The organism is Pseudomonas subflava (genome assembly GCF_023823685.1).
Taxonomy (GTDB): Bacteria; Pseudomonadota; Gammaproteobacteria; order Pseudomonadales; family Pseudomonadaceae; genus Aquipseudomonas; species Aquipseudomonas subflava.
Window position 1 is genome coordinate 23,550 of sequence record NZ_JAMXBF010000014.1, and the last position, 14,509, is coordinate 38,058.

15 protein-coding genes are annotated in these 14,509 nt (G+C 64.1%); all 15 read right to left on the minus strand.

Going from position 1 to position 14,509, the window contains the following annotated elements; translation table 11 throughout:
- Nucleotides 1-3: 3 nt before the first annotated feature.
- Nucleotides 4-504: an NADH-quinone oxidoreductase subunit NuoE gene (gene nuoE / locus NF616_RS18630; RefSeq protein WP_252275117.1), complete on the minus strand. Its 501-nt coding sequence runs from the start codon at nt 502-504 to the stop codon at nt 4-6.
- Nucleotides 505-508: 4 nt separating this feature from the next.
- Complete coding sequence (nuoC, locus tag NF616_RS18635) at nt 509-2,290, minus strand: NADH-quinone oxidoreductase subunit C/D (protein ID WP_252275119.1); 1,782 nt, start codon at nt 2,288-2,290, stop codon at nt 509-511.
- Nucleotides 2,291-2,345: 55 nt separating this feature from the next.
- A complete protein-coding gene (locus tag NF616_RS18640; RefSeq protein WP_252275120.1) occupies nt 2,346-3,023 on the minus strand; it encodes a NuoB/complex I 20 kDa subunit family protein in 678 nt (225 codons plus the stop codon).
- Nucleotides 3,024-3,033: 10 nt separating this feature from the next.
- Nucleotides 3,034-3,447: an NADH-quinone oxidoreductase subunit A gene (locus NF616_RS18645; protein ID WP_252275122.1), complete on the minus strand. Its 414-nt coding sequence runs from the start codon at nt 3,445-3,447 to the stop codon at nt 3,034-3,036.
- Between the two features lie 334 nt (nt 3,448-3,781).
- Entirely contained in the window at nt 3,782-4,393 is a 612-nt protein-coding gene (locus tag NF616_RS18650; RefSeq protein WP_252275123.1) for a murein L,D-transpeptidase catalytic domain-containing protein, read from the minus strand.
- Nucleotides 4,394-4,531: 138 nt separating this feature from the next.
- A complete protein-coding gene (locus tag NF616_RS18655) occupies nt 4,532-6,127 on the minus strand; it encodes an isocitrate lyase (protein WP_252275125.1) in 1,596 nt (531 codons plus the stop codon).
- Between the two features lie 461 nt (nt 6,128-6,588).
- Complete coding sequence (locus tag NF616_RS18660; protein ID WP_252275126.1) at nt 6,589-7,398, minus strand: secretin N-terminal domain-containing protein; 810 nt, start codon at nt 7,396-7,398, stop codon at nt 6,589-6,591.
- Nucleotides 7,395-8,027 carry a DUF7931 domain-containing protein gene (locus NF616_RS18665; RefSeq protein WP_252275128.1) on the minus strand — a complete coding sequence of 211 codons (633 nt, stop codon included), beginning with the start codon at nt 8,025-8,027 and terminating at the stop codon, nt 7,395-7,397. Before NF616_RS18665 ends, NF616_RS18660 begins: the two co-directional genes overlap by 4 nt.
- 9 nt (nt 8,028-8,036) lie before the next feature.
- Nucleotides 8,037-8,462 carry a GNAT family N-acetyltransferase gene (locus NF616_RS18670; RefSeq protein ID WP_252275130.1) on the minus strand — a complete coding sequence of 142 codons (426 nt, stop codon included), beginning with the start codon at nt 8,460-8,462 and terminating at the stop codon, nt 8,037-8,039.
- Nucleotides 8,455-9,621 carry a ribosomal protein uL16 3-hydroxylase gene (locus NF616_RS18675; protein WP_252275132.1) on the minus strand — a complete coding sequence of 389 codons (1,167 nt, stop codon included), beginning with the start codon at nt 9,619-9,621 and terminating at the stop codon, nt 8,455-8,457. The genes NF616_RS18670 and NF616_RS18675 overlap by 8 nt, the downstream gene beginning before the upstream one ends.
- 78 nt (nt 9,622-9,699) lie before the next feature.
- The gene (purB, locus tag NF616_RS18680; RefSeq protein ID WP_252275474.1) at nt 9,700-11,070 is read right to left on the minus strand and encodes an adenylosuccinate lyase; all 1,371 of its coding nucleotides are present in this window, start codon (nt 11,068-11,070) and stop codon (nt 9,700-9,702) included.
- Between the two features lie 76 nt (nt 11,071-11,146).
- On the minus strand, nt 11,147-12,016 hold the full coding sequence (locus NF616_RS18685; RefSeq protein ID WP_252275133.1) for a DMT family transporter: 870 nt from the start codon (nt 12,014-12,016) through the stop codon (nt 11,147-11,149).
- A gap of 1 nt (nt 12,017) precedes the next feature.
- Complete coding sequence (gene hflD / locus NF616_RS18690; protein ID WP_252275135.1) at nt 12,018-12,638, minus strand: high frequency lysogenization protein HflD; 621 nt, start codon at nt 12,636-12,638, stop codon at nt 12,018-12,020.
- Nucleotides 12,635-13,753 carry a tRNA 2-thiouridine(34) synthase MnmA gene (mnmA, locus tag NF616_RS18695; RefSeq protein ID WP_252275137.1) on the minus strand — a complete coding sequence of 373 codons (1,119 nt, stop codon included), beginning with the start codon at nt 13,751-13,753 and terminating at the stop codon, nt 12,635-12,637. The genes hflD and mnmA overlap by 4 nt, the downstream gene beginning before the upstream one ends.
- Nucleotides 13,754-13,820: 67 nt before the next feature.
- Nucleotides 13,821-14,282, minus strand: a complete 462-nt coding sequence (locus NF616_RS18700) for an NUDIX hydrolase (RefSeq protein ID WP_252275139.1) — start codon at nt 14,280-14,282, stop codon at nt 13,821-13,823.
- Nucleotides 14,283-14,509 lie beyond the last annotated feature (227 nt).

Below are 14,509 nucleotides of genomic sequence, written 5' to 3' on the forward strand. Positions count from 1 at the left end.
CAGTCATTGATAAGACTCCAGCAGCTCGGCGACGGAGTCGCCGTTGAGGTTGCCGTAGGTGTCGTCGTCGATCATTACGGCCGGGGCCTTGTCGCAGTTACCCAGGCAGCACACCGGCAGCAGGGTGAAGCGGCCGTCGGCGGTGGTCTGGCCGGGGACGATGCCGAGCTTGTCCTTGAGGCTGCCGAGCAGGTTTTCGTGGCCGCCGATGAAGCAGGTCATGCTGTCGCACACGCGGATCACGTGGCGGCCGACCGGCACGCGGAAGATCTGGCTGTAGAAGGTGGCCACGCCCTCGACGTCGCTGGCGGGGATGCCGAGGATGTCGGCGATGGCGTAGATGGCGCCGTCCGGCACCCAGCCACGCTGCTTCTGCACGATCTTCAGGGCTTCGATGGACGCCGCGCGCGGGTCCTCGTAGTGGTGCATTTCGTGTTCGATGGCGTCGTACTCGGCCTGGCTGAGTTCGAAACGGTCGGTTTGGATCAGGTCTGCCTGGCTCATGTGATTAACGGTCCACGTCGGCCATAACGAAATCGATGCTACCCAGGTAGGCGATCAGGTCCGCGATCATGCTGCCGCGGATCACCGAGGGGATCTGCTGCAGGTGCGGATAACTGGGCGTCCGGATGCGCGTGCGGTAGCTCATGGTGCTGCCGTCGCTGGTCAGGTAGTAGCTGTTGATGCCCTTGGTCGCCTCGATCATCTGGAAGCTCTCGTTGGCCGGCATGACCGGGCCCCAGGAAACTTGCAGGAAGTGGGTGATCAGGGTCTCGATGTGTTGCAGGGTGCGCTCTTTCGGCGGCGGCGTGGTCAGCGGGTGATCCGCCTTGTACGGGCCTTCCGGCATGTTGCGCAGGCACTGGTCGATGATGCGGATGCTCTGGCGCATCTCCTCGACGCGGACCATGCAGCGGTCATAGGCGTCGCCGTTGTGGGCCAGCGGCACTTCGAACTCGAAGTGCTCGTAGCCGGAGTACGGGCGCGCCTTGCGCAGGTCGAAGTCCAGGCCGGTGGAGCGCAGGCCGGCACCGGTGGTACCCCACTCCAGCGCTTCCTTGGTGGTGTACTGGGCCACGCCCTTGGTACGGCCGATGAGGATGCTGTTCTTCAATGCGGCCTTGGTGTACTCGTCGAGGCGCTTGGGCAGCCAGTCGACGAACTCCTTGACCAGCTTGTCCCAGCCGCGCGGCAGGTCGTGGGCGACGCCGCCGATGCGGTACCAGGCCGGATGCAGACGGAAGCCGGTGATGGCCTCGATCACCTTGTAGGCGCGTTGGCGGTCGGTGAAGGTGAAGAACACCGGGGTCATGGCGCCGACGTCCTGAATGTAGGTACCCAGGAACAGCAGGTGGCTGGTGATGCGGAAGAACTCGGCCAGCATCACGCGGATGAAGTCGACGCGGTCCGGCACCTTGATGCCGGCCAGCTTCTCGACGGCCAGCACGTAGGGCAGGTTGTTCATCACCCCGCCGAGGTAGTCGATGCGGTCGGTATAGGGGATGTAGCTGTGCCAGGACTGGCGCTCGGCCATCTTCTCGGCGCCACGGTGGTGGTAACCGATGTCCGGCACGCAGTCGATGATCTCTTCACCGTCCAGCTGCAGGATGATGCGGAACGCACCGTGGGCGGACGGGTGGTTCGGGCCGAGGTTGAGGAACATGTAGTCCTCGTGCTCGCCCTGGCGCTTCATGCCCCAGTCTTCCGGCTTGAAGCGCGCGGCTTCTTCTTCCAGCTGCTGCTTGGCCAGGGTCAGGCTGAACGGATCGAACTCGGTGGCGCGCGCCGGATAGTCCTTGCGTAGCGGGTGACCTTCCCAGGTCGGCGGCATCATGATGCGGGTCAGGTGCGGGTGGCCCTGGAAGGTGATGCCGTACAGGTCCCAGACCTCGCGCTCGTACCAGTTGGCGTTGGGCCAGATGCCGGTGACGGTCGGTACGTTCAGGTCGCCTTCCTTGAGCGCGACCTTGATCATCACGTCGCTGTTACGCTCGATCGACATCAGGTGATAGAACACGGTGAAGTCGGCGCCCGGCAGGCCGCGGCGCTGGGTGCGCAGGCGCTCGTCCATGCCATGCAGGTCATACAGCATGACGTAGGGGCGCGGCAGGTTGCGCAGGAAGGTCAGCACGTTGATCAGGCGATCACGGGCGACCCACAGCACCGGCATGCCGGTGCGGGTGCTCTGGACGGTGAAGGTCTCGGCACCAAAGCGGGAATTCAGTTCGACGACCACGTCCTGGTCATCGGCCTTGTACGGTGGAACGGACAGAATGCTGTCTGCAGTCATGGTCTCGGTCGCTATCGGCGGTATACGGCGTCAGTGAACGGGGCGGAACGCCGGTTCACACTTCGTCGGGGCTGCGCAGGTTGGTCACAGCGATGCGTTGCTCGCGGCGCTGCTCCTTCTGCGAAGGCATTTCGGCACGGTAGATGCCTTGGTCGCCAACAACCCAGGATAGCGGGCGACGCTCCTGGCCGATGGATTCCTGCAGCAGCATCAGGCCTTGCAGGAACGCCTCGGGGCGGGGCGGGCAGCCGGGAATATAGACGTCCACGGGAAGGAACTTGTCGACACCCTGGACCACCGAGTAGATGTCGTACATGCCGCCGGAATTCGCACAGGCGCCCATGGAGATCACCCACTTGGGCTCCAGCATCTGCTCGTAGAGGCGCTGGATGACCGGGGCCATCTTGATGAAGCAGGTGCCGGCGATGACCATGAAGTCGGCCTGGCGCGGTGATGCACGAATCACTTCCGCACCGAAGCGGGCGATGTCGTGGGGCGCGGTGAAGGCCGTGGTCATTTCCACGTAGCAGCAGGACAGACCGAAGTTGTACGGCCACAGGGAGTTCTTGCGACCCCAGTTCACCGCACCGTTGAGAACATCTTCGAGCTTACCCATGAAGATGTTCTTGTGGACCTCATCCTCTAGCAGTGGATCGGCTACGGTCTCCCGCTGGCCGATCGGATACTGCTCGTTGGGAGCATCCGGATCGATCCGAGTAAGTTTGTATTGCATCGCCAAAGCCTCATTGTTTTAGCTTCGCCTGCCGATTGCGACGGCCTTCGGGCGCCCAGTCGAGCGCGCCTATACGCCAAAGATAGACAAGACCAGCCAACAGAATTGCTATGAAAACTGTAGCTTCGATCAGGCCGGCCCAGCCGCTTTCGCGTACCGAGACAGCCCAAGCGAAGAGAAAGAGGGCTTCAACGTCGAAGATCACGAAGAGCATCGCGACCAGATAGAATTTTGCGGAAAAGCGCAGACGGGCATTGCCGACGGGCAGCATGCCCGACTCGAACGGATCGTTCTTGCTGCGGCCCCAAGCCTTGCTACCCAGCAGGCTGGACAGACCGAGCATGAAGGCGATGAGCCCGAAGACTCCGAGCAGGAATACAGCGAAGGCCCAGTTGTGGGACATGGTCGTTACCGCATCAGGCATGCCGGGACTCCTTGGGTAAAGGGGCGGCTTTTTAATAATGGTAGAGCAAGCCGATGGGATTGCCCTGCAAAGTAGTGGCGGCAATTTTATGCGCGCTTGGCGCACCAAGTAAATTTTTCCGAATAAAAAAATGAACGGCCGTTGCGCTCTATTTGCTTGGCGATCACTGCAAATGCAGGTGGGCCGAGGCCTTTGGGCAGACTTAGTGCTTTGGTCCTATGGCCATTCGCAGCGGCAATGACGCGTTTCTGAAAGAGTCTGTCGGTAATTGTTTACAGCGGAGCCGCTTATTGATGCGTGAGCGGAGCGCACTGTTGTTATTTCCGATCAACTTTTATTTACGCTGGCTCAAATAGCGCTGCGATTGTTGGCGGGAGTCGACGGCGAAGATCAGTGCGCCGCCGCGCAACGCGGCGATCACCGCGTCACGGTCCGCCGCGGCCAGCACCAGGCAGCCATGGCTGCGCCCAGCCACGCCGTGGCGCCGGATGAAATCCTCCTCCATGTAATCCTTGGCGTGCAGCACGATGGCGCGCCGCTCCGCATTGGCGTTGCTGGCGCTGAGGCCGAGCAGGCGCATCGACAAGCCGTGGCCCGGCTCCTCGCTCTGGTACACCTGGGTGGTTCGGAAGGCGCCGAGCGAGCTGGCGCGGCTGCCCTCGGCATCGGAGAAGCTGTCGGCGTAACCGTCGTGGTCCGGGTCGGAGCCGCGGCCATGGGCGACCCGGTAGCTGGCGACCAGGTGCAGGTCATCGCGTTCGAACAGCAGCAAGCGTGGCTGACTGGAATGGCGGGCGTAATCGACGACGGCGAAGTGCGCATGGCGGTCGTCATGAAGCTGCTCGAGGACCGCCTGCGCGGTATGTGCGGGCAGGAGCCGTTGCAGGTCATCGGCGCTGGCGCCGGGGCAGATGATGAGCAGGCTGATGATCAGGAGTTTGCGCATGAGCGAATCCAGGGATCGGGTGCGCTCTTGTTACGCCGCGCAGAGGGTTTCTGGCAAGGGGCGGAGACGAAGAAGCCCCGGCATCGCTGCCGGGGCTTCCACTTAACACCTGCGGCTAAGCCGCGGAGCCGGTTCCTATCAGTGGAACTGGTTCATGGTGTTGTCTTTACCGCTGGCCTTCAGAGCGGCTTCGCCAGCGAAGTACTCTTTATGGTTATCGCCGATGTCGGAGCCAGCCATGTTCTGGTGCTTGACGCAGGCGATGCCCTGACGCAGTTCCTGACGCTGGACGCCTTTCACGTAGGCCAGCATGCCCTGGTCGGCGAAGTAGCCTTTGGCCAGGTTGTCGGTCGACAGAGCGGCGGTGTGGTAGGTCGGCAGGGTGATCAGGTGGTGGAAGATACCGGCCTGAGCGGAACCGTCGCGCTGGAAGGTACGGATCTTCTCGTCGGCAACCTGGGCCAGTTCGGTCTCGTCGTACTCGACGCTCATCAGCTTGGCGCGGTCGTAGGCGGAGACGTCTTTGCCCTCGGCGCTGAACGCGTCGAACACTTGCTGACGGAAGTTCAGGGTCCAGTTGAAGGACGGGCTGTTGTTGTAGACCAGCTTGGCGTTCGGAATGACCTTGCGGATCTCGTCAACCATGCCTTTGATCTGGCCAACGTGCGGCTTCTCGGTCTCGATCCACAGCAGGTCGGCGCCGTTCTGCAGCGAGGTGATGCAGTCCAGGACGCAGCGAGCTTCGCCGGTGCCCTTGCGGAACTGGAACAGGTTGGACGGCAGACGCTTCGGACGCAGCAGCTTGCCGCCGCGGTTGATCACGACGTCGCCGTTGCCCAGGTCGGCAGCGGAGATTTCGTCGCAATCCAGGAAGCTGTTGTACTGGTCGCCCAGGTCGCCCGGCTCGTTGGTCACGGCGATCTGCTTGGTCAGGCCGGCGCCCAGGGAGTCGGTACGAGCGACGATCACGCCGTCGTCGATGCCCAGTTCCAGGAAGGCGTAGCGAACGGCGTTGATCTTGGCCAGGAAGTCAACGTGCGGAACGGTGACTTTACCGTCTTGGTGGCCGCACTGCTTCTCGTCGGAAACCTGGTTCTCGATCTGGATGCAGCAGGCACCGGCTTCGATCATCTTCTTGGCCAGCAGGTAGGTGGCTTCGGCGTTACCGAAACCGGCGTCGATGTCGGCGATGATCGGTACGACGTGGGTCTGGAAACCGTCGATCTGAGCCTGGATTTCAGCGGCCTTGGCGTTGTCGCCGGCGGCGCGGGCAGCGTCGAGGCCGGTGAACAGCAGGTCCAGTTCGCGGGCGTCGGCCTGGCGCAGGAAGGTGTACAGCTCTTCGATCAGAGCGGCCACGGAAGTCTTCTCGTGCATGGACTGGTCCGGCAGCGGGCCGAAGTCGGAACGCAGGGCGGCGACCATCCAGCCGGACAGGTACAGGTAGCGCTTGTCGGTGGTCTTCAGGTGCTTCTTGATGGCGATCAGCTTCTGCTGACCGATGAAGCCATGCCAGCAACCCAGGGATTGGGTGTACTTGGAGGAGTCGGCATCGTACTCGGCCATGTCTTTGCGCATGATGGCCGCGGTGTACTTGGCGATGTCCAGGCCGGTCTTGAAGCGGTTCTGAACGCGCATGCGAGCGGCGTACTCGGGGTTGATGGCGCCCCAGCTGCTGCCGTATTTCTCTTTCAGGGCGGCAACGGCCTTGATCTCGGTCTGGTAAACGGACATGGTCAATCCTTCAAAAAGTGTGTGTTGAGCACCGACTGCCCACAAACCTGCTGACAGGTCGCGAAGTGGGATGCTACCGCTGGGACGTCGAGGATTCGACCGAGGCGAGGATGTACCGCGAGGAGGGGTGACGAGACGAACAGTGGAACTGGGCCGATGTGATGTGTCACCGACTGGCTCGTGGATGCCGTTGGGTGACGCTGAATGGCTTTCAGATCCGGCTGATACGGCTAAACGCTTCCCCGTCCCTCAGGACAACCTCGTTCCAGTCGCAACCTCGTCGAACTGCCTTGTGGGCTGGTAGGACACTGATCGTCCCGACGGTGGGTCGGTGCGATCTGGAGGCCCTGAATCAGGACCCCTGGCTAGCGGGAGCGGCGCCATCATGCGCTTTCAAACGGGCGTTCGTCAATCGTTTTGTAGTGCTTTTTTAAGGCGACTACATGGTCGAGGGCCAGACCTTAGTCGAGGGCCTCGACGCGGATGCGCATGCTCATGTCGTTGCTGCCGCGGGTGGAGTGCTGGCGCAGGAACGCCGAGTTCTGGCTGCTGTTTTCGCCACTGACGCCGCCGAGCGGAATCCATTCTCCGAGCCGGCCACTGACCCGGGTGTCGGTGCTCTGGGTGTCGATGACGCCCTGCTGGTACTGGTTCATCCGGTCGTTGTTGCTGCTGATGCTGACATGGACGATGTCGCCGGTGACGCTGGCGGTGACGTAGAAGCCCTGGTTGACGTTGCGGTACTCGGTGTTCTGGTACACCTGGCCATAAGGGCCGACGCTGGTGGTGGTCAGCGGCACGCTCTGGCCGACCTGGATCAGCGCCGGGTAGCCCTCGGTGGCCTGCACCTGCTGCGTGCCGCCGCTGCGGCTGTCGGTGGAGCGGCGGATGATTCGCACCTGGTCGCGGCCATGCACCTCGCCACGCCCGGCGATGACCTCGGCGTCGCCTGCGCTGGCGCTGCCATCGACGCGGTAGCCGTCGCGGTCCTGAAAGCTGCTTTCGCTGGTGTCGAGGCTGATCAGCAGACGGCGCGGCGCGGTGTCCAGCTGCTGCAGCAGGTCGCGCACTTCCTGGATCTTCTCCGGCGAGGCGTTGATCACCAGCTGGTTGCCGTAGGGGCTGACCTTGCCCTGGCCGTCGAGCGCCGACTGCACCACCGGTAGCACGTCCTCGGCGGTGCGGTAGTTGAGCTGGATCAGCTCGGTGGCCGCCTGCAGAGGCAGGCTGAGGCCGAGCGACAGGGCAAGCAGGCAGGCGCGCAGGGTCATAGCAGGAAGCTCCGCAGGTCGGGGTCGGAAAGGCTGATATCCCATGCCCGGTCGAACTGCGCCTGGCGCTGGCGCACACGGCCGGGGTCGTTGTACAGGGCGTAGCCGGCGTATTGCTCCGGCACTTCACGCAGCAGCAGGCCGCGATCATCCGCCAGAAGGTAGGCGCTTTCGTCGACAGGGTGATCGGGATTGATCCTGCGGATGTGCAGGTTGCTGGTGATGCGCTGGGCGAGGTTGAGCAGGCGATGACCCTGCTTCACCGGTTTGCCGGCATCGCGTACCAGGATGCGCAGGCGGTTCTTCGGGCTGGCCAGAAGAAACCGTGCGCAGGCGTTCTGCACGCTGCTGTGGCTGTACAGCCAGGCCTCCAGATCGGGGCTGTACAGGCACAAGCTGAATTGCGCCTGCTGCAACAGCGCCAGGGCGTGGGCCTGTGCCTGTTCCGGGCGGGTGAAGCGCTCCAGGTCACCATGCCCGCCGAGGACGAACGGCGCCGGTTCGCGCGGCTCGCTGGCGATGCCGGGTTGGCTCTGCGGGTTGCGCACGGAAAAACGCCCCGGCGACTGGAAATCGATGGCCGGTAGCTCGGGCTCGTTCTCGTCGATCGGGGCGTTTTCTTCGCTCATGCTTCGATCCTAGTCGCTATGGCGCACCATCATCACGTGGGGAATACCGGCCTCGAGGTACTCGTCGCCCTCGATGCAGAAGCCCAGGCGCTCGTAGAAGGCGGCGGCATGAACCTGGGCGCTGAGCCGCTGTTCGCGCTGACCACGCTCTTCGGCGGCCTCGATGGCGGCGCGCATCAGTGCATCACCCACTTTCAGGCCGCGCCAGTCCTTGAGCACCGAGACCCGGCCAATCTGACCGTCCGCCAGCAGGCGCGCGGTCCCGATCGGGTAGTCACCCTCGCAGGCGAGGAAGTGCATGGCCTCGATGTCCTCATCATCCCATTCGAGCTCGGCCGGCACCGCCTGTTCCGCGACGAACACCGCCTCGCGGATGCGTCGCAGGTCGGCATTGTCCTTCTGCCAGTGGGCGAGGCGGACATGAATATCACTCATCAGCAAACTCCAAACTTCCTTGCTGGACCAGTTCGCGTACCAGTGTACGCCCGTCCTCGTCGGCCAACCAAGGCGCCAGGTTGTCGCCATGCAGCGCTTCGGCGGCGCAGATCAGGCGCAGCAGCTCGCGCAGGTGGGCCGGCAGCAGGCGGCTCTGGCCGCTGGCGAACAGCACCAGGCCAACGTCCACCTCGCTCCAGGCCAGGCGCGCGCTGGGATTGCGCACCAGCACGGCGCCATCCTGCAGGGCGCCGAGGAAGTCCTGCTCCTCGATCTCGGGGCCGTTGACCAGTTCCGGGTAGCGCGGCTCGGTCATGAACTGGCCGAACCAGGTCAGCAGCAGGCGCTCGTCGCTCATGTGCTCGGCCAGCAGGGCCTTGAGGCGGTCGAGGGCATCCTGCTGGATCTGGTGCGAGTCGCTGCCCGGCGCCATGCCGGCGTCGCTGTAGCGCTCCTCGTCCGGCAGGAACTGGGCCAGGAAGTCGGTGAAGTGAGTCAGCACCTCGGCGGCGCTCGGCGCGCGGAAGCCGACCGAGTAGGTCATGCAGTCGTCTTCGGCGATGCCGTAGTGGGCCAGGCGTGGGGGCAGGTAGAGCATGTCGCCGGGTTCCAGCACCCATTCGTCGGTCTGCTCGAAGTCGGCGAGGATGCGCAGATCGGTGTGCTGCAACAGCTTACTGTCGGCGTCGCACATCTGGCCGATCTTCCAGCGGCGCTGGCCTTCGGCCTGCAGCAGGAACACGTCGTAGTTGTCGAAGTGCGGGCCGACGCTGCCGCCGGGTGCGGCGAAGCTGATCATCAGGTCGTCGATACGCCAGCTGGGCAGGAAGCCGAAGTCCTTGAGCACTTCGGCCACTTCCGGGACGAACTGGTCGACGGCCTGCACCAGCAGGGTCCAGTCGCGCTCGGGCAACTGGCTGAAGGCGTCCTCGGCGAACGGGCCGCGGCGCAGCTCCCACGGGTGTGCGCCGTGTTCCAGCACCAGGCGCGACTCGACTTCCTCTTCCAGCGCCAGGCCGGCCAGTTCGTCGGCGCTGATCGGGCTCTCGAAGCCGGGGATGGCCTGACGGACCAGCAGGGGCTTCTGTTGCCAGTAGTCGCGCAGGAACTCGCGAGGAGTGAGGCCGCCCAGCAGCTGCAGAGGAGTATCAGGATTCATGGCTAAGCCCTTGAAAGAGATGAAATGGCTAAAACAAAAACGCCCGGCTCAGCCGGGCGTTGGAGAGGCTGGTGGCGCTCAGATGCGCTTGGCCTGGGCGACGGCGTTGCCGATGTAGCTCGCCGGGGTGAGCTGCTTGAGCTCCTCCTTGGCGGCAGCCGGCATGTCCAGGCCATCGATGAAGGCGAGCAGCGCCGCCGGGGTGATGCCCTTGCCGCGGGTCAGCTCCTTGAGCTTCTCGTAGGGGTTCTCGATGGCGTAGCGACGCATCACGGTCTGGATCGGCTCGGCGAGGACTTCCCAGCAGGCGTCCAGGTCGGCGGCGATGCGTTGCTCGTTCAGCTCCAGTTTGCCGATGCCCTTGAGGCTGGCTTCGTAGGCGATGACGCTGTGGGCGAAGCCGACGCCGAGGTTGCGCAGCACGGTGGAGTCGGTCAGGTCGCGCTGCCAGCGGGAGATCGGCAGCTTGCTGGCCAGGTGCTGGAAGATCGCGTTGGCGATGCCCAGGTTGCCTTCGGAGTTCTCGAAGTCGATCGGGTTGACCTTGTGCGGCATGGTCGAGGAGCCGATCTCGCCGGCCACGGTCTTCTGCTTGAAGTAACCGAGGGAGATGTAGCCCCAGACGTCGCGGTCGAAGTCGATGAGGATGGTGTTGAAGCGGGCGATGGCGTCGAACAGCTCGGCGATGTAGTCGTGCGGCTCGATCTGCGTGGTGTAGGGGTTGAACTGCAAGCCCAGGTCGCCTTCGATGAACTGCTTGGCGTTGGCCTCCCAGTCGATCTGCGGGTAGGCGGACAGGTGGGCGTTGTAATTGCCCACGGCGCCGTTGATCTTGCCCAGCAGCGGCACGGCGGCTACCTGAGCGATCTGGCGTTCCAGGCGGTAGACGACGTTGGCCAGTTCCTTGCCCAGGGTGGTCGGCGAGGCCGGCTGGCCGTGGGTGCGCGACAGCATCGGCACGCCGGCGAACCTCACCGCCAGCTCGCGGATGGCGGCGGCGATCTGCTTCATCAGCGGCAGCAGCACGCTGTCACGACCTTCGCGCAGCATCAGGGCGTGGGACAGGTTGTTGATGTCTTCGCTGGTGCAGGCGAAGTGGATGAATTCGCTCACGGCGGCCAGTTCCGGCAGCTTGGCGGCCTGTTCCTTGAGCAGGTATTCCACGGCTTTCACGTCGTGGTTGGTGGTGCGCTCGATCTCTTTCACGCGCTCGGCGTGTTCGATGGCGAAGTTCTCGGCCAGCTCGTTGAGCAGGGCGTTGGCTTCGGGGGAGAAGGGCGCCACTTCGGCGACGCCTTCGTGGGCGGCCAGGCGTTGCAGCCAGCGCACTTCGACCATCACGCGGAAACGGATCAGGCCGTATTCGCTGAAGATCGGGCGCAGGGCGCTGGTTTTGCCGGCGTAGCGGCCATCGACGGGGGAAACCGCGGTGAGCGAGGAGAGCTGCATGGAGGCGTTCTCGGACAGGTCGGTCAACGAAAAGGGCGCACATCATACATGAACTCGCCCGGACTGGCCCGCTTGGCTAATGTGCGACTGGTCGGCGGGCGATGGACAGCAGGCCGGCCGCGAAGATCAGCGCGGCGCCGAAAATCGACGTGAGATCCGGTATTTCGCCCCAACGCAGCCAGGCGATGATGCCGGCGAAGACGATGGCCAGGTAGGCGAAGGGGCCGATCAGCCCGGGCGGCGCCAGGCCATAGGCCTTGGACATGACGATCTGGCTGACTGTGGCGAGCAGGCCGATTGCCAGCAGCAGGCCGAGCTGCTGCTGGCTCAGCGGCTGCCAGGCCCAGGTCAGCGGCACGGTAGAAATCAGCGCGCTAAACAGCGAGAAGTAGAACACGATGCGGAAGGCCGGCTCGGTGTCGCTCATCTCGCGGATCGACACGAAAGCGAAGGCTGCCAGAAGGCTGGCCGCCAGGCCGACCAGGGCTAGAGCGTCGAACAGCGCCTCGCTTGGCTTGGCCACCAGCAGCACGCCGATCAGGCCGATGGCGCTGGTGATCAGCATGCGCTTGGTCAGCGGCTCCTTGAGCAGCCACCAGGCCAATACCGGCGTGAACACCGGCGCGGAATAGGTGAAGAGCATGGCGTCGGCCAGCGGCAGGTGGGCGATGGCGTAGAAGAAGCAGTACATCGCCGCCAGGCCGTACGTAGCCCGCCAGAGATGGGCCTTCGGGCGTGCGGTCTTGAGCGGGCGTGTGCCTTTCACCAGCAGCAACGGCAGGAAGAAAAAGACCCCAACCAGGCTACGGAAGAACACCACCGTCTCGTTATTGACCCCGCCGGAGACTTCGCGGATGCCGACGCCCATCAGCGAGAAGAGCAGGGCGGAGAGGGCCAGGAGCAGAGCGCCCTGGACCGGCTTCACGCTGCGGCTGGGAATGCTCACGTCAGCCCCGCAGCAGCGGATAGAGTTCCTTGAGCAACTTGCCGCGGCTGAACACCAGTTGCCAGCGATGGCCGCCGAGCTGGCGCCACAGGCGCGCCGAGCGGATGCCGGTGAGCAGCAGGGCGCGCACCTTGGAGGCGACTGCCGGTTGTTGCAGGAAACGCATGTCGCCGTGCACCTGGATGCGCTGGCGGAAGGTGCTGATGGTGTCCTGATACAGCCCGCCGCAAGCGGCGACGACGTTGTCGTGGGTCGGTCCGAAGTGCTCGACCTGGTTCTGGATCTGGTCCAGGCGGGTGCCGATCACCTGCAGCAGGTCGTCGCGCTTGGCCAGTTGGCGCTCCAGGCCGAGCAGGGCCAGGGCGTAGCGCAGCGGCTCGCGCTGCAGGCTGGTCGGATTGCGCTCCAGGGTGCTGACCAGGGCCTTGTAGCCTTCGCGCAGATTGAGGTCGTCGCCGCCGTAGACTTCCAGTGTGCTCTTCGGATCGCGCACCAACAGGCTGCCGAGCAGGCAGCCGAGCTGGGCGTCGCTGATCTGGCCGGTGCGGGCCAGCTTGTCGACCAGGCTGGCGGCCTGGAATACGGCGGAGAGGGCGATCAGCTGTTCCTGAATCGGAGTCATGCGCGCGGAGCCTCGTTGGCACAGGGCTCGGCGACTTCGATCACGCCGCCGCCCAGGCAGACTTCGCCGTCGTAGAACACCACCGACTGGCCGGGGGTGACGGCGCGCTGCGGCTCGTCGAACACCGCGCGGTAGCCGTGCTCGGTCTTCTCCAGGGTGCAGGCCTGGTCGGCCTGGCGGTAGCGCACCTTGGCGGTGAGGCGGCGCGGGCTGGACAGATCGATGGGATTGACCCAGTAGATGTCCGAGGCGAGCAGGGCGCGGGAGAACAGCCAGGGGTGGTCGTTGCCCTGGCCGACGATGAGCACGTTGCGCTTCAGGTCCTTGTGCAGCACGTACCAGGGCTCGTCACCGGCATTCTTCATGCCGCCGATGCCCAGGCCCTGGCGCTGGCCGATGGTGTGGTACATCAGGCCGACATGGCGGCCGATGACCTCGCCCTCGGTGGTCTGAATATCGCCCGGCTGGGCCGGCAGGTACTGCTTGAGGAAGTCGCTGAAGCGGCGCTCGCCGATGAAGCAGATGCCGGTGGAGTCCTTCTTCTTGGCCGTGGCCAGGTCGTATTTCTCGGCGATGGCGCGCACCTGCGGCTTCTCCAGTTCGCCCACCGGGAACAGGGTGCGACCGATCTGCTCGCCGCCGACGGCGTGTAGGAAGTAGCTCTGGTCCTTGTTCGGATCGAGACCCTTGAGCAGCTCGCTACGGCCGTCGATGTCGCGGCGGCGCACATAGTGGCCGGTGGCGATCAGGTCGGCGCCGAGGCTCAGCGCGTAGTCGAGGAAGGCTTTGAACTTGATCTCGCGGTTGCACAAGATGTCCGGGTTCGGCGTGCGCCCGGCCTTGTATTCGGCGAGGAAGTGCTCGAACACGTTGTCCCAGTATTCCGCCGCGAAGTTGGCGGTGTGGAGCTTGATGCCGATGCGGTCGCACACGGCCTGGGCGTCGGCCAGGTCGGCCATGGCGGTGCAGTATTCGGTGCCGTCGTCCTCTTCCCAGTTCTTCATGAACAGGCCTTCCACCTGGTAGCCCTGCTCGAGCAGCAGTAGGGCGGAAACGGAGGAGTCGACGCCGCCGGACATGCCGACGATCACTCGGGTATTGGCTGGTTCGCGCATGGGAATTCGAAGGGGGCTGACTGCAGAAAGTGGGCGATTCTATCAGGAGCGGGCGGCGCGCGGCGAATCAGGCCGGGCCGCGATCGGCCGGGTCGCGTATCAGGCTGAGGTCGTGGCGTTCGCCGGCCAGGTAGTCGTCGATGCAGCGCAGCACCAGCTCGCTGCGCCAGCGCTTGGGCTGGGCGGCCAACTCCTCGCGGGTCAGCCAGCGCGGACCGATGATGCCATCGTCCAGCGGCGCGCCGGGCAAGTGGCGCAACGGTCTGGCGGCGAAGCACACGCGCTGGTAAGTCACGCCATTGCTGGGGGCGGTGTACAGGTAGATACCGGTAACGGCGGTCAGCTCGACTTGCCAACCGGTCTCCTCCAGCGTTTCGCGCAGGGCAGCCTCGATGAGACTTTCGTCGGCTTCCAGATGGCCGGCGGGCTGATTAAATACCGCCTGGCCGCCGGCCAGTTCCTCGACCAGCAGGAAGCGGCCCTGGTCCTCGACGATGGTGGCGACTGTGACATGGGGGGTGAAGCGCATTGCGTTAAAACCTCCGCTGGTGGCGGCAAACTGTCGGCTGCAAGGGCAGTCAAAGAGCAATCTGGAGCCGAGCTGCTAGGATTGAAAGCGCCTTCGAGAGGCATTCTGTAGCGTCGCTGTAGTTTGACTACATAAAGCGCGCTGAGCCAGGTTTCAAGCAGTCTAGACTGTCGTCGAGCTGCCAGTAAATGGCGAAAAGTGCGTGACTTTCTGTAGAAAAACTACAA